The following is a 17521-nucleotide window of genomic DNA, read 5'->3' as shown; positions in this document are numbered from 1 at the left end:
CCATGACCAACCCCTTCGAGGACAACGACGGCCGCTACATCGTTCTCGTCAACGACGAGAACCAGCACTCCGTGTGGCCGTCCTTCGCCGACATCCCCGCCGGCTGGGCCGTCACCCACCCGGAGGACACCCGCGAGGGGTGCCTCGCCTACATCGAGGAGCACTGGACCGACATGCGGCCCAAGAGCCTCGTCGACGCGATGGACGGTCAGGAGTAGAGCCCGTCATGACCACCACCGCCGATCATCCCCCGGCCGGTCCGCGGACCGGCCCCGAGGAGATCACCACCGCGATGGCCTCGGCGGAGTTCCGCCGCGACCCGTACCCGTTCTACGCCCGGATGCGCCGGGAATCCCCGGTGAACCGCGGCCCGCAGGGCATCTGGTACCTCACCCGGTACGCGGACGTCGAGCAGGCCCTCGGTGACCTGCGGCTCTCCAACGACCGCGACCGGATGACCCGCGCCCTGGGTGCCCGTGACGGCAGTCTGCGGGACATCAGCCGGCTCACCGCGCGACTCGGGCGCGTGATGAGCAACACCGATCCGCCGGAACACGCCCGGCTGCGCAAGCTGGTCAACAGGGCATTCACCGTCCGGCGTGTCGAGGCGCTGCGGGACCGCGTCCAGGCGGTCGTCGACCAGCTCGTCGACAGGGCGTCGGCGGCGGGGCCGTCGATGGACGTGATCGCCGCACTCGCCTCGCGGCTGCCGCACTCCGTGGTCTGCGAGCTGTTCGGGATTCCGGAGGGCGACCGTGACCGCGTCAAGGGATGGTTCCGTGCGCTGGGCCGGATGACGGAGGACATCGACAAGGCCGTGGAGGTGGTGGACCAGTTCGAGGAGTACCTGATGTGGCTGGTCGGCCGGCGGCGGGACGCCCCCGGGGACGACCTGATCAGCGGGCTCGTCGCCACCCAGGCGCACGACGACCACCTCACCGACACCGAGCTCCTGTCCACCTGCTTCATGCTCATCACCGCGGGCGACGAGACCACCACCCACCTCATCGGCAACGGCACCCTCGCCCTTCTCCGCCATCCCGACCAGTTGGCCGGGCTGCGCACGGATCCCACGCTGATCCGGCCGGCGGTCGACGAGCTGGTGCGCTACGACTCGCCGACACAGGCGATCGTGCGGGTCGTGGCCGAAGAGGTGGAGCTCGCCGGGCACACCCTGGCCGCCGGGGACCTGGTGTATCTGGTCCTCGCCGCCGCCAACCGTGACCCCGAGCGCTTCGAGGACCCGGACCGGCTCGACCTCACCCGCCCCGGCAACCGGCACCTGGGATTCGGCAACGGACCCCACTTCTGCCTCGGGGCGCCGCTGGCCCGGCTGGAGACCGAGCTGGCCATCGGCACACTCGTCCGCCGGCTGCCGGACCTGCGCCTGGACACCGACCAGTTGGAGTGGCGCCCCAACCCGTTGCAGCGTCGCCTGGTCGCGCTGCCCGTCGCCTACTGAAACACCCGCGAACCACTGATCGAGGAGTCACCGTCATGACCCGGGAATTCCGGGTGCGCCGGGAACAGGACCTTCCGGCCACGCCCCAACAAGTCTGGAACGCGGTCGCCACCGGAGCGGGCAACCTCGGCTGGCTCTACCCCATGGAGGTCGAGCCACGCGTCGGCGGCGCCGTCACCCGCGGCCACGCCACCGTTGTCGAATGGGAGCCGCCGCACCGCTTCGCCTGCCGTTCCGAGGACGGCAAGGGCTTCTCCAACACCCTCAGCTACGCCATCGAAGCCGGGGACGACGGAGCCTCCCACCTCTCCATGGGCATCCACTGGGTACATGAGGGAACCGTCGACGGCGGCTGGGACACCCGCGCCGACGCCGCCGGGAAGCACGTCGACTTCTACCAGCACAGCCTCGCCGAGTACCTGCGCCACTTCGCAGGGCACCGCGCCACCTACGTCAAGGCCGACCGGCCCTCACCACCGGCGCACTCCGACGTGTTCACCTCACTGCTGCGGCAGGCCGGCCTCACCCCCGGCACCGCCGTCGGCGACACGGTGCGCTTCCGCGTACCGGACGGCCTCGGCGGGCCGCGGGACGCCGTCGTGGACTACCTCAGCGGCGACTTCCTCGGCCTTCGCACCGACGACGGGCTCTACCGCTTCTTCAACGGACAGGCCTGGAACTGGCCGATCTGGCTCGGCCACCACCTGTTCACCGGCCCCGTCGACGAGAAGCGGGCCGCGCAGGAGTGGCAGGCATGGCTGGAGAAGGCGGCACCCTGATGGAGGCGAGCCAGATGTCTGAGGGAACGCCCCTGTATTCCGCCGAGCTCATCCAGGAAGGCGGCGCCTACAAACTCGTCGTCACCGATCGCCTGCGCCACACCGTGCAGACCGCGTACGTCCCCAGGAGGGCGGTGGAGCAGCTTCCCACTTTCCTCTCCAAGCTCAATGCCAAGCAGACGAACGGGTTCCGGCAGCCATGACGGCCCACGACGACAAGAGATGGTTCCGAGTCCACCGGCGCGCGGAGGAGCCCACGCTCCGGCTGGTGTGCTTTCCGCACGCCGGCGGCACGGCACAGCTGTTCCACAACTGGCCGGCCCGGCTGCCGCGGGACATCGAGGTGCTCGCCGTACGCTACCCCGGCCGCCAGGACCGGCTCGCCGAAGCGTGCGTCGAGGACATGGCCGCCCTGGCCGACGCGATCGAGGACGCCCTGCTTCCCTGGCTCGACCGGCCGTTGGCGCTCTTCGGACACAGCATGGGATCCTGCGTCGCCTACGAGGTGGCCCTGCGACTGGAGGTCCGCGGCATCGTCCCCCGGCACCTGCTGGTCTCCGCGCGCGCCGCTCCCCACCGCGCCGGACACACCGCGCTCCACCTCGCCGACGACGAAGCCCTCGTCGCCCGCGTGCGACAGCTGGGAGACGTGTACTCGGAGGTGTACGACATCCCCGAGCTGCGTGAGCTGCTGCTGCCCGCCCTCCGCGCGGACTACCGGCTCATCGAGGGCTATCGCCCCGGGCATCCCACCCCGGTCAAGGCACCGATCACCGCGTACGTCGGCCGGGACGACCACAGTTGCGTACTCGACCGAGTGCTGGCCTGGTCCGAACTCGCCGCCCCGGGCTCCTTCGAGCTGCGCTCGTTCCCCGGCGACCACTTCTACCTCGTGCCTCACGAAGCCGAAGTGGTCACGGACATCGCCGGGCGCCTGGCGCCCGCGACGTAAGGGCCCGCCGGGTGGGGAATGCTCTGAACACGGGGAGGTGAAGCGACTCGCGCCGGCTGCTGCCCGTACGGCGGTGACCGGGGGCGGAGCCCGGTGCCACGGCACATGGCGCCCGCGGTGCTCCCGGGGGACGATGCCTGTGCCGGGCGCCGAGGCGTACGGCTTCGGCAGCGGCCACGGGGATCGGGACGGAGGGCACGATGCGACCGGACACACGCGCCATCGACGCGGCACTCCGGCTGCTCAGCCGGGACTGGGCGGGACTGCCCATCGCTCTGCTGCCGGCGGCTGTCGGAGCGTGGTGCATCACCCTGGACGGCGGCTGGAGGGTTCTCGGCGGAGTGCTCTGTGCCGCGGCCCTGGCGCTCGCTCTCGGGTCCCTTCGCCACCTGGTGCATGTGGCACGCGTACGGGTGAGGCATCCGCCACCCGGGCGAATGGTCGACGTGGGCGGCCACCGCATGCACATCCTCGCCGAGGGGGACAGGGGAAACCGGCCGACGGTGGTCTGGATGCCGGGCGGCCATGTCGGCGGGTACGCCATGTACCCGCTGCACGCGTTGGCGCGGGAGCGGATGCGTTCGGTCCTGGCGGACCGGCCGGGCTCCGGCTGGAGCGACCCGGGCCCCTTCCCCCGCACGACGGCCACCGAAGCCGTCGAACTGCTCACCGCGCTGGAACGGGGCGGCGAAAAGGGGCCCTACGTCCTGGTGGGGCACTCCTTCGGGGGACTGCTCATGGCCAATGCCGCCAGGCTCCGCCCGGACCTCGTGGCCGGTCTGGTGCTGCTCGATCCGACCCCGCCCGACGCCATCGCCTTCGGCCCGCCGATCCCGGCCCTGCGGCGGGCCTCGGGGCAGCAGATCGCCGTCGCGGCGCGCCGCCTCTTCGGCCTGCACGCCCTTGCGGACCGGAACGGAGCCCATTCCTCCGGGGGTCCGGCGGAGGTCCTGTCCGCGGTCGAGACCAGGACCAGAGCGGCCTGCGCCGCCGCGTCCATCCTGCGAGAGCTGTCGCCGGACGGCATCACCAGGGACGGCTGGCACACGGTCGTGCATGACGGCGAGCTCGGCTCACTCCCGCTCCTCCTCGTGGCGCCACGCGACCTGACCGGCGGCGACGAGATCTTCGACAAGGCCGACGCTGAGGAGAACGCCCGGTTACGGCACTTCTTCCTCACCGTCAGGGAACGGTTTCTCACGGCTTCCAGCAACGCCCGGAGGGTCTACACCCCGGCGGGAACCGGTCACGATTTCCCGAACCAGGTGCCCGAGTTCGTCGTCCGGGTGGTGAGTTCGTTCCTGGAGGAATGTGCGCCGGATGCGCCGCACTCACCATGAGCCGTCGCGGAACCACGGTGGACCGCGGACCACCTCCGCCCAATCGAATGAAAGGCACCGGCGTCCTCGGGCGCGTCGGCCGAGGGCCGACTACGGTGTCTTTCGGTGGGGGTGGAATTCCTGCCCGACGCTGCCTGCCCGCCCGGTCCGGCACGTGCGGCGGGAGCCGTGCTGTGTACACAAGAGAGGGTTCACACATGCCCCCTGTAGTACCGCCCTTCCTCATCGGCCTGATCGCGGCACCTCTGCTCGACAGAGTCGGCAAACCGCTGCTGCGGGGCATCATCAAGACGTCGGTCGCCCTGACCCTGGAAGTCAAGCGTGCGGCCATCGAGGCGGGCGAGGAGATCCAGGAACTCACCGCCGAAGTCGCCGCCGGGCGGCTCGCGGCCCGTTCGCCCCGGACGCGGGGCGCCACAGCGGACTGAAGAATGATCAAGGGCCGGTTTCGGATGCCTCCGAAACCGGCCCTGATCTGCGACTGTCCCCAGTCGGGACGACAGGATGTGAACCTGCGACCCCTGACTCGCCGGACCGTCGCGGCATGAGACATCGCAGCATTGCGACCGAGTTCGCTGCGGCCTGGTTACTGCAGCTGCGGGTACAGTGCCGTCAGCTCTCCGGACAGTCCCGCCTTCACACGCTGCGTGATCTCGTCGGCCAGTACCTCGTGGGCGCCCGTCTCGATCCCGTCGAGAGCGAGGACGGCGACGTCACTCGGGCGGGACTTGGGCGCGTCCACCCGCGAGGCCATATCCGTGTCGATGTATCCGACATGCAGCCCCGTGACCGCGATTCCGCGCGGGCGGAGCTCCAGGCGCAGGGAGTTGGTCTGCGACCACAGGGCTGCCTTGGTGGCGCTGTAGGAGCCGGCGACGCCCAGCCAGGAGAGCACGGAGTGGACGTTCAGGATGTGCCCGCCTCCATTGCGTTCGATGATCGGGGTGAAGGCGCGGGTGACCAGGAGCGGACCGTAGAAGTTGGTCTCGAACTCCGCGCGTATGTCCTTGAGCGCGGCGTCCAGAAGCGAGGTGGCCCCGAGCGAGACACCCGCGTTGTTGATCAGGACCGTGACGTCACCCGCCTGCGCGGCCGCGGCGGCTACCGACTCGGGGCTGGTGACCTCCAGACCGAGCGGCACGGCGTCAGGGTGGGTCACCGTGCGCGGGTCGCGCGCCGTGGCGTACACCTTCGCGGCGCCCCGCTCGTACAGCTCCTCCACCAGGGCCTTCCCCAGGCCGCGACTGCCACCCGTGACGAGCACCACGGCGTTCTTGATCGACGTCATGTTCTTCTCCAACTCGGAAACCGATCGGTTTTCATCAAGGTAAACCGATCGGTTTCCCGGTGCAAGCGGACGATGGACGGGTCGCCACGGCGCGATTGCGCGAGTCGCCACTCGCAGGGCGATACGACCCTGGGTGGAACGCAAGGCGCGCGACCGCCCGTGCGATACGGGCGGCCGAGGGAGACAAGACGACTATGCGGCCGAGAGTGCCGACTTCAGAGGCAAGGACGTGGGGTCAGCGCACCCCGGCCGCGTCGAGCAGGGCGGCCAGCGTGGGCTCCAGAAGCCCGACGAGGTCATCGGCCTTGATGCCCGCCCGCGCGCTGGCGCCGTCGAAGATCAGGGCAAGTTGACGGGCCAGCAGGTCGGGGTCACTCGCCCCTCCGGACGCTGCTTCCGTGCGGAAGAACGCCGTCAGGTGCTCTTTCACCCGGCACGCCACACGGCTCGCAGGGTGCTCCTCGTTCTTGAGTTCGACCTGAACGGCAAGATACGGGCACCCTCGATACTCCTGCGTCCCTGCCTGCGCCTCGACCTGCCGGAAGACGTGAAGGATCCGCTCGCGTGGCGAACGTCCACTGTCCGGCGGCGACAGGAACAACGTCGCGAACTCCGCGGCACGGCTCTCCAGGCTCGCCGCCAGCAGTGCGTCCTTGCTCTCGAAGAGTTGATACATGGTCCGCTTGGACACGCCGGCCGCCTTGCACAGCGCTTCGACACCCACAGCCACGCCCTCGCGGTAGGCGAGGGCGGCCGCCGCATCCAGCAGTCGCTGCCGGGGGCCGGACTTCACCTCTGTGGTCATACAGAGAGGTTAACCTCGCTCCCACCATGGAAACCGATCTGTTTACCTGTGGGGTGGGAGCGGGCCTGCGCTCAGGGACACAAGTGATCGAGTTCGTCCGCGCGACGGTGGATGACCACCGTCGGTCCGGGAACCGACTCGGTCACGTGGCCCCGGTGCTCGTACGAGCGTGCGACGACGTACTGCGGCCCCCGCCCGGCGCCGCGTCGGCCGGTCCGGGCAGCCCGCTGGGACCGGCTTCCGGGACCGGGCACCCGAGGGCCGACTCGGTGCTCTCGCCGAGGAAGCCGCCCGACTGGTGCTGCCACAGCTTGGCGTAGGCACCGTCCGCCGCGAGCAGTTCCTTGTGGGCACCCTGCTCGACGACACTGCCGCGGTCGAGGACGATGAGACGGTCCATACCGGCGACAGTGCTCAAGCGGTGGGCGACCACGAGGGCCGTACGTCCGTCCATCAACCGCCACAGGGCGTCCTGGACGAGAAGCTCGCTCTCCGAGTCCAGCGCGCTGGTCGCCTCGTCGAGCAGCAGGATCGGGGCGTCGCGCAGAATGGCCCTGGCGAGGGCGACGCGCTGGCGCTGGCCGCCCGAGAGCTTGACTCCCCGCTCCCCCACCAGAGTGGCGAAGCCGTCGGAGAGTTGGTCGGCGAACTCCGTGACGTGCGCGGCCGCGGCCGCCGCGCGGATCTCCTCGTCGGTGGCGCCGGGCCGGGCGAAGGCGATGTTGTCCCGCAGACTCCGGTGGAACATGGCGGGTTCCTGCGGGACGTAGGCGATCAGTGAGCGCAGGTCGCTCTGGCGCAGCCGGCTGATGTCCTGACCACCGATCAGGACGCGTCCGTCGTCAATGTCCGACATCCGCAGCAGGAGCCGGGTGAGCGTGGTCTTGCCGCCACCGGACCTGCCGACCAGACCGATCCGTGCGCCTGCGGGCACGTCCAGGTCCAGCCCCTGGAAAATCGGCTGCGCACCCGCGTGGGCGAAGGTCACCGCCTCGAAGCGGATGCCCGTGTCCCGCGGTGAGAGCGGTTCGGGATTCGTCGGGTCGAGCACGGTGGGAGGATCCAGCAGCAGCTCCGTGAACTGCGCGGCCTCGGTCATCGAGCTTTCCAGACGCCGGTAGATCTGGTTGAACTCGAACATGATCTGAGTGGCGTTGGAGTAGTAGGTGAAAGCGACGACGATCTCCTCGACTCCCTGGCCCGAGCCACCGAAGGCGATGGCGACCAACAGACCCAGCACGTTGGTCAGCACGGACATGGGGGCGACCAGGGTGTCGACGCGCAGATTGCCGTAGTCCCACGACCTCAGCGTCAGGCGCCGGGAGTCCGCGACACGGCTGCGGTGTTCGTCGGCCTCCCGCCGCTCGGCCGCGAACGCCCGGATGGTCTCCATGTTCGTGAGGCTGTCGGCGACGTGGCCGGAGACCCGGGCGATCGCCGCCTCACGGTCGTTGACGAGCCTCTGCCGGCGGCGGATCAGAGGCGTCGCGGCCACCACGGTCAGCGCGATCATCACAAGAAGGCCGGCGACGAGCATCGGTTCGTAGCCCCACAGCACCACGGCACCGAAGACCAGGGGGACGAGACTGCCCACGATCCGGTACGTCACCGTGTCGACGAAGTCCTCGAAGCGCTTGCCGAAGCTGAGTACCCGTTTGGTCAGGGAGCCGGCGAAGTTGTCGTGGAAGAATGCCGCGTCCTTGGCGAGGAGTTCGTCCATGCCGCTCACGTACAGGTGTTCCATGCCGAGGGCGTCCACGCGGTTCAGGCAGTGCTGCCCGATCCGCCACAGTGTCTCGGCGAGCAGCAGCGTCACGCCGAAGCCCAGCACGTACGGCAGCGCCGAGCTGAGGGTGAGACCACCGTCGCCGGCGGCCAGTCCTGCCAGTTTGGCGATCAGCAGGGGGGCGACGTAGCGGATGCCGATGTTGCCCACGGCCGGCAACAGCAGCGCGGGCAGGGCCAGCAGTCGCAGTCGCAGCAGTTCCCGGCCGTAGAGGCGTAGTGCCAGAACGACCGCGCTCCTGCCCGGCGTCGGTCCTCGCGTATCTGTTGTCCCCATCACACTCCCGGAGGTTCGGAAGTCGGAAGTCTCCCGTCCGCAGAGCCTCCCAGTCCAGGCATTTAACGCGGAACGGCGAGAACCGGACACCGCTGCGTTCACCGTACGCAGCGGGACGCGGCCGGCCTACTGCTGTTTGATCTGCTCGACGACCGGGGCAGGCAGGCCGGATGCGCCCAGGGCCTCACTCTCGGTCGGGCCGGGTGCCACCACGTTCACACGGATACCGGCCTCGGCGAGTTCCACCGCCCACGCACGAGTGAGCTGTTCGATTGCCGCTTTGGAAGCTGCGTAGTGGGCGGCGCCGGGCAGTGGCCGTAGGTGCGGGAGATGTTCACGATCGAACCATGACTGTCGCGAAGCTCCGGGTGCAGGCGGTGCGTACAAGGGTCCGTCGAGCACCATCGCGCACACCGTGTGGTCCCCAACCGCTCCCCATACCGGCCACGCCCTGGCCGGAACGATTCAATGGGCCCTCGGATCGCCGCCGCCCATGCGGGACGAGGAAGGACGGATCTCGCGGTCTGCGTGTAATCAAGGCCCTCCCTTGCCACAATGGGCCCGCTGGGCCGTCTCGGCGCTTGTGCCGGGGCCGACCGGGGGGAGCGGGAAACCAGTGGCCGACCGGCCTTCCGTAGAGGTGGACGTCGCCGTTCTGCTGGATGCGATGCCACCGCTCAGGCAGCGTGAGGAGATCAGGCGCGCCCTGCTGTCCCCCGGGCAACCGGCCTTCGTGTACGTCAAGGAGCGCGTCGCCGCGGAAGACATCGCGGCCCTGCGGGTGTTACGGGACGGGAACACGCCCCTGCACCGGCTGCTGACGCCCCGGGCGGCCGCCGCGTCCAGTGTCCGCTCGCTCGTGGGGCGCCGCCCGTTCCTGTCGGAGGAGCCCGCCGCGACCCAGTCTCTGCGGGCGTCCGCTGCCATGGGGCTGGCGCTCGTCGATGACTCCGGACGGAGCGCCGACGAGCTGGCGACCGGGCTGCTCTGGCTACGGGCCAACCATGCTCACCCAGGCCACGAACGCTCCTCCCCCCAGGAGCTGTTGAAGCGGACCGACGCCGGGCACGCCACTCGACTGCGCCGCCTCATGGACGCCGTGCCCGCGGCCGACCAGGACCTGGCCCTGTCCGCGCTGACGTGGCTGCTGGCCCTCGACGATGCACTGCCACACTCCCGCCCCACGGCGAAGGCGACCGTCCTGTTCGACGACGGACGGGGCGGCGTCCGCGGCACCCTCGCCCTCGCCGTGCTGCCGCAAGGACCGCCCGCGCTGCTGCCCGATCCACGCACCATGTCGGGATTCCGCGGCGACGAGCGGTTCCGGCAGTCACTGCGCGACGCCTGGGACGGCATCGTGAGAGGCATCACCACTACCGTGCTCTGGTCACTGACCGACCCGGACGGCGTGGTGGGCATGGTCGAGGACAACTCCCTCGGCTGTGCTTTCGCAGTCCTGCTGGGAGAGGTCGAACGGGCCGGACGCCGTTTACGGCCACCCGCATTACGCCGGATCAACCCGCGCACCGCTCTGGTCGGTGGCCTGGACGCCGCCCGGCCCGGCGCACTGGTGTCCGTGGGCGGGTACGCGGCCAAGCTGAAGGCAGCCGGAGAGGGTGCCAACGTCGTCGTGCCCGCCGCCGACCGGGACGAGGCCCGCCAGGCCCTGCCGGGCGGCACCGCGGACCGGCTCCTGTTCGCCGCCACCGTCGGGGAGGCGGCCCGCAAGGCGCGTGTCTGGGACTTCCCGGTGGTCAAGCGGGTCAGCTACACCGTGGTCGCCACGCTCGCCGTGCTCGTCCTGCTCAGCCTGTACCTGGCCAACCGGCTCGGCGCGGCCGGCGAGGCGGAAGCGCGCAGGGCGCTGGCCTCCGACCTCGCGGCCGAGGCGATGCTGCTGCGCGAGACCGATCCGAGGCTGGCCGCCCTGCTCGGCCTCGCGGGGTACACGATGGAACCGGACACCCCGCGCGCCGTCCAGGCCATGCGGGACGTGCTGGAGGCGAACTCCGGGGTCCGCCTGTCGTGGCGGGCCAGCCCGAAAGAGGTGCACAGCATCGCCGTCGACGACCGGCACGGCCGGGTGTACACCACCGGAGACGACCCGTACCTCAAGTCCTGGGACCTGCTCACCGGCAAGGAACTCGGCAGGACCGGCGGAGCCGTCACCGACCTCGTGCTCGACCACGCGAGCGGTCTGCTGGCCGCCCGCGACGGCACGGCGGTGTCGGTGTACTCGGCGCTCCGGCCCGTGCCCCGGCTCATGGGCCGGCTCGCGGCCCCCTCGTGCGGGGGCAAGGGCGGCAAGCCCGTCGCGAACGCGTTCGCGGGCAACGGGGCGAGGCTGGTCGAGGTGTTGAGCGACGGGGCCGTCGCCCAGTACAACACCACGACCCTGGAGGAGATCGACTGCCGACGCACCGGGGATGTCGTCAACCAGGGCTGGCTCATCCGCGCGGCCGACGACAGCGTGATCGACGCCACGGCCGCACCCAGCCCGCCACCGGCCCTCGCCGGACAGCGACACGACGAGGACAAGGCCCTGCTGCTGCTCAGGTCCGGTGACGTCATGGCGCTGGGACTCGACACGCACAAGCTCACCACCGAGATCGGAAGCAGCGACGTCCAGGGAAACGCGCTCCAGATCGACGCCAGCGACACCGCGGTGCTGCTGGCGACGCCGCTCGGGGTACAAGCCTGGGACCGGCGCAGCCGCCGGACCCTCTCCTTCCCGGTAGGCGGCCTGAGCTACCGGCCCCGCGCCATGGTCGCGTACGCGGGCAGTGTGACCATCGCCGGGAACGACGGCACCGCCCTCGTCCCCGTGGGCAACAGTGACGACAGGATCGGCAGCCGCGCGCTTGAAGACCCGCGCGGTGGCCCGGCGTTCACCACCGCGGTCGGCAGCCTGTTCACCGTCGTGTCCGGCGGGCGCGGCGGGCGGGTGAACGTGCTCGACGACCGGCTCGATCCCCTCGGCCTCAGCCCCACCTCGCATGCGGATGCCGCGTCCTTCGGTCCGGACGGGCTGCTGCTGCTCGCCCACGGCGGTGAGCCGTTCAGCTCCGACAGCGTCTACACGATCGATCCGCGCACCACCCCCGAGGTCGCGCTGAACTCGGCGATGCAGGAGTACGCCCACGTCGCGGAGTACCCGTTGCGCGACACCTTCGAGTTCCGCGACGCCGCCATGGCAGGACCGCTCGTCGCGGCCGTCGGCCGGAGCGACGGCAACGCGGCGGCGGCCGTCGTGTGGCGCGGGAAGGGTGCCGACCCGAAGGTCCTGTCCGTACCCGGTCCGGACCGGGTCGCCGCCGCCGGTGAACGAGTCCTCACCACCGTCGCCTTCGTGCCGGAGGCGGACCTGCTCGTCGCCCGGCACGCCACCGGCCCCCTGACGATCTGGTCCACCAGGACCTGGCAGCCCGTGGCCACCGTCCCCCTCACGGCGGGATACGGTCTGGCCGTGCACGGCACCCAGGCCCTCGCCCTGGAGAACCGGGGACCCGAGGGCCCCCGCATCGTCCTCGTCGACCTGACGACCGGCACCACCACCCGGTCGGCCGCCGCGCCCGGTGCCCGGTTCCTCGACTGGAGCCGTGACGGCACCCGTATCGCCGTGCTCACCCGGGACAACACCGTGCACTACCGGGACACAGCCCTGAAGGAGACCGGCGAGCCCCTCGTCCTTCCCGAGACCGCCGAGGCCCCGACCGCGATGGTCCTGTCTCCCGACGGTCGCCGCCTCGCCATTGCGGTCGACGACCAGGTCCTCGTCCACGAAACCGCCACCGGCCTGCAGGCCCTCCCGACCTTGTCCGCCGCCAGGACGGGCGCCATCCGCCTCTCCTGGTCACCGGACGGCGACTTCCTCGCCGGGGTGGGCCGCCGGGACGACAGCGACTATTTCGCCGCCGGCGCCGCGACCGTGTGGCGAGTCGGCGGAATCGACTGGCGCCGGCAGATCTGCCGGTGGACCGGTGGGACGGGCCTCAGCACCGAGGAATGGCGAAGCCACATCGGCGACCGCCATCCCTATGCCGACCTCTGCGCCGAGACGAAGTGAGCCGCCTCATGCCCAGCAGGCCCCGCACCGGACACCGCCTCCGCAGGCTCCTGCCCTGCGCCCTGGCCACGCTCCTCGCCGCCGTCGCGTGCACCTCCGCCGGCGGCGGACCCCCGACGCCCTACGCCACCGCGTCGACTCCCGCCGTCCAGGCCCCCGACCGGCAGCACCCCGTCATCGCCTTCCTCCGGTACGAGAAAGAGCCGGACATGGCGGTCGTGATGGCGGACGCGGCCGGCCGGACCTGGAAGGCCGCCGACGTGCCCCCTGTCTACTCTCCCCTCGCGGGCAGCCGGTCGTGGCCGACCCAGCTCGTGTGGTCGCCCGACGCCGACCGCCTGGCCTGGCTGGACGATGACGACTGGGCCGAGACGGGAGAGATCCACCTGCTCGACGTGCGCACCGGCCGGGAGACCTCACGCCCCTGCCCCTGCAGCGGAGTCGGGTTCCTGGGTGAGGATGCCGTCAGCCTGAGCACCGACGGCCGCTCCCTGCTGCTGTTCTCGCCCAACGGCACCCCACAGCGCATCGCACTGTCCGAACACCTGCTCCCCTACTCGAAGCTGGCCGCCGGTGGGGCCGACGACGTCGTCCTGTTCTCCAAACTCACCGAGGGACCCGGCGTGTTCCGCGGAGAGGGCACGCTCGCCGTGGCCGACCGCCGGGGCAAGGTCCGGCAGCTGCTGCCGGGTAAGGGGCGCACCACCCTCACCGAGGCCCGGCGGCAGCCCGGAGGCCCAGCCGTGGCCTGGTCGAACCACGACTCGGGGGGCGCCTGCTGGGCCATGGAGAACGTGCTCACCCACGCCGTCACCGCGGGCGGCCCCCGACGATCGGCCCCCGACGACGCGGCGTTCCGCCACGCCCTGGTGTCGGAAGCGCGCCTGGTGACCTCTCTGGAATGGGCGGGTGACGGCCTCACCGCCACCTTCAGCGCCCTGCCGAACTGCAGTGTCACGTACCCGGAGCGTTCCGCCTCCTACTACGTGCACGACGGTCGGTGGACCTACCTCGGCAGCGGCATGCTCGGCATCGCGTACGGGGCCGACGGCCGGGTCGCACGATTCGGCGACCCCGTGTCCGGGAAGGCCACCATCGACTCCGGTCCGACCACCGGCAGGCTCACCCTCACCACTGGTGGCGAGACACACGTCCTGGGCGAGGGAGTGTCCCTCTTCGCCTTCACCCCTGCCGAAAGCGCGGCCGCCCGGCCTCCCGCGGCACCGGCTCCCCAACCATCGGAAGGCGTGACCACCGAAGACGACCACGGCGCCCCTCTGCCCGGTGCCGTGCGAGTACTGGCCCGGAACATCGAGGCCGCGGCGGCGGACGGCGACACCGGCCGCCTCGACGCGCTCTGCGATCCCTGCAGCACGGCGGAGCACAACTGGATCCGCTCCGCCGAAGGCCCGCAGGCCGTCCTGCGCGCCATCCGCACCCACCCCAGGAGGGCAGACGCCGAGCTGGTCTACCCGGGTCTGACCAGCTGTGCGGACGCCCTCGACCAGGAGAACACCTGTACCCCGCAGCAGCTCCGCGACGCCGCCGTCCTGGGTCTGAAGCCCGATCTCGGCACCTCCTACTCCGCGACGGAAGCCGTACGCATACCGCTCACCCTGCGCATCGAGGGAGGAACCGCGCGATGGACCGGGCTCGCCGCGGGATGACGGGCACCGCCGTCACCCCACCCGTCCCCCGCCAGGCACCGGACACCGAGGCCACGGGGCCGATCCTGACCGGAGACACCGTCGGGGGCCGGCGGGTGCTCGGGTTCACCTGCACCGCGCAGGCCGCACCCACCGCGTCCGACGACCAACTGCTCCTCCAGGGTGATGAACACGCCGGCCGCCCACCCCGGCGGAGCTCCGACCCCGCAGACCAGCCGAGCCTGGTGCGCACGGGCCGGCGACCGGGCAGGCAGATGCGGACCGACCCGGTCCGCACCCACCGGCCTGACGACCTGCGCCCCGGTCTGGCCGACCACTTCCGGGACCTGATCCACGGCCCGTGCACGCCCCATTTCACCGCGGCACTGATCGAGCACCTGGCCGCGTCGGGCCACCACACCTGGCTGAGTGGAGGCGCCCCCCGGGACCTGCTGTCCGGGGCCGCCCCCGACGAGGTCAACGACCTGGACCTGACGGGCACCGCACCCGCCGGGGCCTTCACCGAGACGACCCGTCAGGTGCTCGACCTCGACGGCACGAGTGCGGAGCACCCCCAGCGGTTCAGCCCCGACACCCTTGTCTGCACGGTCCTCGACCCCGTCGCCCGCACGGACGGACGGAGCCTCGACTACCGGGGCCTCGGGCTCGACGGCACGTCCTTCCCGGCCACGGGCACCGACCTGCTCCAGGACAGCCTGCAGCGCGACCTCACCGTCAACACGTTGCTCTACGACCCTATGCGGAACCTGGTCGTCGACCCGCTGGGCACGGCACTCGACGACCTGACCGACGCCGACGGCAAGCGCCGCCTCGTCCCCGTGAACACCTCGACAGATCCGCTGGTGCGCGCCGAAGTACTCCTGCGCGGCGTGAAGTTCCGGCTGCGCTGGGACGAGCGCGACCTGGACGACGGACCCCTGTGTGCATGGGCCCTCGCCCTGCCTGACGATCTGCTCGACCGGCTCGACCGGCGCGGCGAGGAGACATGGCACCGCCTGGCGGGGCTCTGGGCCCAGTGCGTCCCCGACTCCACGTCCCCCGCGCTGAAGGAGACGATCCGCCGACTCGGAGCCGTCGCCGCCCAACTCCATGCACGATGCGAACGGGCAGGCAGATGACGGCCCCGCACCCCGAAGGGGCCGTCTTGCCCCCACATCGGCCCCTCAGCGACTGGATCGCCCGCGTCCTGCCGGGCGCGCCGGGGCAGCCTCCCACACTCGGCCGCATCAACGACGGTGAAGAGCGCGCCGACGCCCGCGTCTTCCCGCGGTTCCGCACACAGCCCTGGACGCGGACCAGCGCGGTCATCGAACGGGCCGGCGAGCTCTGCCGCGCCCTGGCACTGCGGGCGCCCGACGGGCACGTAGTCGTCGAACTCGACGACTACGGCGCGCCCGTGCCCGTCTCGGAGCCGGGCACCGACCTGGTCGCCCGTCTGGAGGAGCGGTGGGCCGACCCACCGGCCCATCCGGAGATCGTCGCCGGCCTCCATGCCGAGAGCCTCGCGCTGCGCTACTTCCTCCTCCACCGACTCACCCGTGAAACCCTCCCGCCACCGGGCCTCTTCCACTGTCTTCCCTGGGAGCGCGTCGACACCGCGGCCCGCTCGGCCATCGCCCGACTGCATGCCGAAACCAGCTCCTCGCCCGCCTTGCCGATCCCACCACCCGACGGAGAGCTGCGCCACTGGTTCACCCCGGCCGCGTCATCGCTCGCAGGCCCCCTTCAGGTTCTCGAAGCCGGCCTCCGCACCGAGCGGCCCGACCCCTGGTTCGGCAGGGAGGCCGCGCACCTGCTGAGCGGCCTCCGCGCCGCGGAACCCGCGCGTCTGCCCGCCCCGACCCGGCACGCCCTGGCGGGGCTCGCCGACGCACTCGGCGAGGCGGACCGGGCTCTGCACCACTCCGCGCGGTTGGCTTCCGAACGGCTGACCGGGCTGCGACGCATCGAACCGATCGCCCTGACAAGGCGCCTGGACTCGGACTTCGTCCTCCAGGCATCCTCGGGGGACCGGCGGCCCGGCCGCACCGAGTTCCTTGAGCAATGGCCGGTCGCCGTGGGCCTCACCGTGACCGGCGGCGGACTGCTGGAGATCGAAATGGAGATCGAGGACCACCCCGTCCCGCCCTCCCGACGCCTCACCGACGGCGCGCTCTGCCATCCGGTGACCGTACGGCCGGGCACGGACACGGACACCGCCGGCTCCGGCGCGGGCATCCGGTACTGGATGGTCCTCAACGCCGCCGAGGGCACGCTGCACGGCTTCGTAGCGGTGACCGCGCCGGACGCCACCTTCGAGGTCGATCTCGACGCACCGCCCGTACCCCTGCGCTTCCTGGACCGGGTCTCCCGGGAGGAACTGGAGGCATCGCTCCCCGCCAACGAACGTGTCACGCTGTCCCAGTGGCACCGGTTGACCGACGACCTGCCCCCGCACCACCCGGCCCATGCCGCCCTGACCGCCTACGCGGCCCGCCGTGCATGACGTCAACTCCTCTGGCCTGCCTCACGGTTCCGCCCCACTCGGAATGCGACACCGGTACCGTGGGCGCGTGGGTACCGAAGATCCGGCCGGCCTCGACAGCGACACCCGCCGTCGCCGGGCCATCGAAGCCGAACTCAGGCGGATCGAAGAGAGCGCCATGTACAGCGCGCAGTCCCAGTTCGAGGAGACCAAGCGCTGGCGCACCGTGCACGTCCTCCTCGGCGTGCCCGCCACCTTGCTCGCCGCCCTCGCCGGCACCACGGCCCTCGTCGAATCCACAGGGGGGACCGCCGCCGGCATCCTCGCCCTGGTCGCCTCCGGCCTCGGCGCCGTCCTGACCACGGTCAACGCACCCCAGCGATCCGCCCGGGCCGCAGCGTCGGCCAACGCCTTCCTGGAGATCCAGACCGCCGCCCGTCAGCACCGCGAGATCGACCTCGACCACCGGACCTCGGAAGAGGCCCGCCAAGCCCTGACCGCCCTGACCGCCCGGCGCGACGAACAGAACGCCAAGGCCGAGGTTCCCAGCCGCCGCGCCTACCGCAAGGCACAGGCGAACCTGCGGGCGGGGACGCAGACGTACGCGGTCGACGGGGATGCCTGAGGGGGCATGCC

General features: G+C 71.2%; 16 protein-coding genes. 12 read left to right on the top strand and 4 right to left on the bottom strand.

Annotated elements, in window-relative coordinates:
• The first annotated feature begins 2 nt into the window (after positions 1-2).
• The 7 genes from CG719_RS20450 (at position 3) to CG719_RS20420 (ending at position 4961) form a co-directional block, all read left to right on the top strand.
• Positions 3-218, top strand: coding sequence for an MbtH family protein (locus CG719_RS20450; RefSeq protein ID WP_100570124.1), 216 nt, complete (start codon positions 3-5; stop codon positions 216-218).
• A gap of 8 nt (positions 219-226) precedes the next feature.
• A complete protein-coding gene (locus CG719_RS20445; protein WP_100570123.1) occupies positions 227-1462 on the top strand; it encodes a cytochrome P450 in 1236 nt (411 codons plus the stop codon).
• A gap of 35 nt (positions 1463-1497) precedes the next feature.
• Positions 1498-2241 (top strand): SRPBCC family protein, encoded by a 744-nt coding sequence (locus tag CG719_RS20440; RefSeq protein ID WP_100570122.1) that lies wholly within the window; start codon positions 1498-1500, stop codon positions 2239-2241.
• Positions 2217-2444, top strand: coding sequence for a hypothetical protein (locus CG719_RS20435; RefSeq protein WP_234375669.1), 228 nt, complete (start codon positions 2217-2219; stop codon positions 2442-2444). Before CG719_RS20440 ends, CG719_RS20435 begins: the two co-directional genes overlap by 25 nt.
• Positions 2441-3193, top strand: a complete 753-nt coding sequence (locus CG719_RS20430) for a thioesterase II family protein (protein WP_100570121.1) — start codon at positions 2441-2443, stop codon at positions 3191-3193. Before CG719_RS20435 ends, CG719_RS20430 begins: the two co-directional genes overlap by 4 nt.
• A 200-nt stretch (positions 3194-3393) precedes the next feature.
• Positions 3394-4533, top strand: a complete 1140-nt coding sequence (locus CG719_RS20425; RefSeq protein ID WP_100570120.1) for an alpha/beta hydrolase — start codon at positions 3394-3396, stop codon at positions 4531-4533.
• Positions 4534-4730: 197 nt separating this feature from the next.
• Complete coding sequence (locus CG719_RS20420; RefSeq protein WP_100570119.1) at positions 4731-4961, top strand: DUF5132 domain-containing protein; 231 nt, start codon at positions 4731-4733, stop codon at positions 4959-4961.
• A 158-nt stretch (positions 4962-5119) separates the two neighbouring features.
• Here CG719_RS20420 and CG719_RS20415 read toward each other — a convergent pair whose 3' ends face one another.
• From CG719_RS20415 to CG719_RS37390, 4 genes are all read right to left on the bottom strand, one after another.
• Positions 5120-5821 (bottom strand): SDR family oxidoreductase, encoded by a 702-nt coding sequence (locus CG719_RS20415; RefSeq protein WP_100570332.1) that lies wholly within the window; start codon positions 5819-5821, stop codon positions 5120-5122.
• Positions 5822-6056: 235 nt separating this feature from the next.
• On the bottom strand, positions 6057-6626 hold the full coding sequence (locus CG719_RS20410; protein WP_100570118.1) for a TetR/AcrR family transcriptional regulator: 570 nt from the start codon (positions 6624-6626) through the stop codon (positions 6057-6059).
• A gap of 142 nt (positions 6627-6768) precedes the next feature.
• A complete protein-coding gene (locus CG719_RS20405; RefSeq protein ID WP_100570117.1) occupies positions 6769-8688 on the bottom strand; it encodes an ABC transporter ATP-binding protein in 1920 nt (639 codons plus the stop codon).
• A 126-nt stretch (positions 8689-8814) separates the two neighbouring features.
• Positions 8815-9093 carry an SDR family oxidoreductase gene (locus tag CG719_RS37390; protein ID WP_199836698.1) on the bottom strand — a complete coding sequence of 93 codons (279 nt, stop codon included), beginning with the start codon at positions 9091-9093 and terminating at the stop codon, positions 8815-8817.
• Positions 9094-9304: 211 nt separating this feature from the next.
• Here CG719_RS37390 and CG719_RS20395 point away from each other — a divergent pair, with 211 nt between their 5' ends.
• The 5 genes from CG719_RS20395 (at position 9305) to CG719_RS36505 (ending at position 17510) form a co-directional block, all read left to right on the top strand.
• On the top strand, positions 9305-12754 hold the full coding sequence (locus tag CG719_RS20395) for a WD40 repeat domain-containing protein (RefSeq protein WP_199836697.1): 3450 nt from the start codon (positions 9305-9307) through the stop codon (positions 12752-12754).
• An 8-nt stretch (positions 12755-12762) separates the two neighbouring features.
• Complete coding sequence (locus CG719_RS20385; RefSeq protein WP_159024907.1) at positions 12763-14421, top strand: hypothetical protein; 1659 nt, start codon at positions 12763-12765, stop codon at positions 14419-14421.
• Complete coding sequence (locus tag CG719_RS20380) at positions 14397-15539, top strand: hypothetical protein (protein ID WP_100570113.1); 1143 nt, start codon at positions 14397-14399, stop codon at positions 15537-15539. The genes CG719_RS20385 and CG719_RS20380 overlap by 25 nt, the downstream gene beginning before the upstream one ends.
• A 26-nt stretch (positions 15540-15565) precedes the next feature.
• Positions 15566-16906 (top strand): hypothetical protein, encoded by a 1341-nt coding sequence (locus CG719_RS20375; RefSeq protein ID WP_159024906.1) that lies wholly within the window; start codon positions 15566-15568, stop codon positions 16904-16906.
• 67 nt (positions 16907-16973) lie between these two features.
• Complete coding sequence (locus tag CG719_RS36505) at positions 16974-17510, top strand: SLATT domain-containing protein (protein WP_234375668.1); 537 nt, start codon at positions 16974-16976, stop codon at positions 17508-17510.
• The last annotated feature ends 11 nt before the right edge of the window (positions 17511-17521 follow it).

Origin of the sequence: Streptomyces sp. CB01373 (assembly GCF_002803075.1) — a bacterium.
GTDB lineage: Bacteria > Actinomycetota > Actinomycetes > Streptomycetales > Streptomycetaceae > Streptomyces.
The sequence above is the reverse complement of the archived record's forward strand: the minus strand, read 5'-3'. Positions and strand labels throughout refer to the sequence as shown.

What these genes read in the sequence shown, in the direction of transcription:
- CG719_RS20450 (WP_100570124.1), top strand. Translation starts at nt 3, where the DNA reads ATGACCAACCCCTTCGAGGACAACGACGGCCGCTACATCGTTCTCGTC.
- CG719_RS20445 (WP_100570123.1), top strand. Translation starts at nt 227, where the DNA reads ATGACCACCACCGCCGATCATCCCCCGGCCGGTCCGCGGACCGGCCCC.
- CG719_RS20440 (WP_100570122.1), top strand. Translation starts at nt 1,498, where the DNA reads ATGACCCGGGAATTCCGGGTGCGCCGGGAACAGGACCTTCCGGCCACG.
- CG719_RS20435 (WP_234375669.1), top strand. Translation starts at nt 2,217, where the DNA reads ATGGCTGGAGAAGGCGGCACCCTGATGGAGGCGAGCCAGATGTCTGAG.
- CG719_RS20430 (WP_100570121.1), top strand. Translation starts at nt 2,441, where the DNA reads ATGACGGCCCACGACGACAAGAGATGGTTCCGAGTCCACCGGCGCGCG.
- CG719_RS20425 (WP_100570120.1), top strand. Translation starts at nt 3,394, where the DNA reads ATGCGACCGGACACACGCGCCATCGACGCGGCACTCCGGCTGCTCAGC.
- CG719_RS20420 (WP_100570119.1), top strand. Translation starts at nt 4,731, where the DNA reads ATGCCCCCTGTAGTACCGCCCTTCCTCATCGGCCTGATCGCGGCACCT.
- CG719_RS20415 (WP_100570332.1), bottom strand. Translation starts at nt 5,821, where the DNA reads ATGACGTCGATCAAGAACGCCGTGGTGCTCGTCACGGGTGGCAGTCGC.
- CG719_RS20410 (WP_100570118.1), bottom strand. Translation starts at nt 6,626, where the DNA reads ATGACCACAGAGGTGAAGTCCGGCCCCCGGCAGCGACTGCTGGATGCG.
- CG719_RS20405 (WP_100570117.1), bottom strand. Translation starts at nt 8,688, where the DNA reads ATGGGGACAACAGATACGCGAGGACCGACGCCGGGCAGGAGCGCGGTC.
- CG719_RS37390 (WP_199836698.1), bottom strand. Translation starts at nt 9,093, where the DNA reads ATGGTGCTCGACGGACCCTTGTACGCACCGCCTGCACCCGGAGCTTCG.
- CG719_RS20385 (WP_159024907.1), top strand. Translation starts at nt 12,763, where the DNA reads ATGCCCAGCAGGCCCCGCACCGGACACCGCCTCCGCAGGCTCCTGCCC.
- CG719_RS20380 (WP_100570113.1), top strand. Translation starts at nt 14,397, where the DNA reads ATGGACCGGGCTCGCCGCGGGATGACGGGCACCGCCGTCACCCCACCC.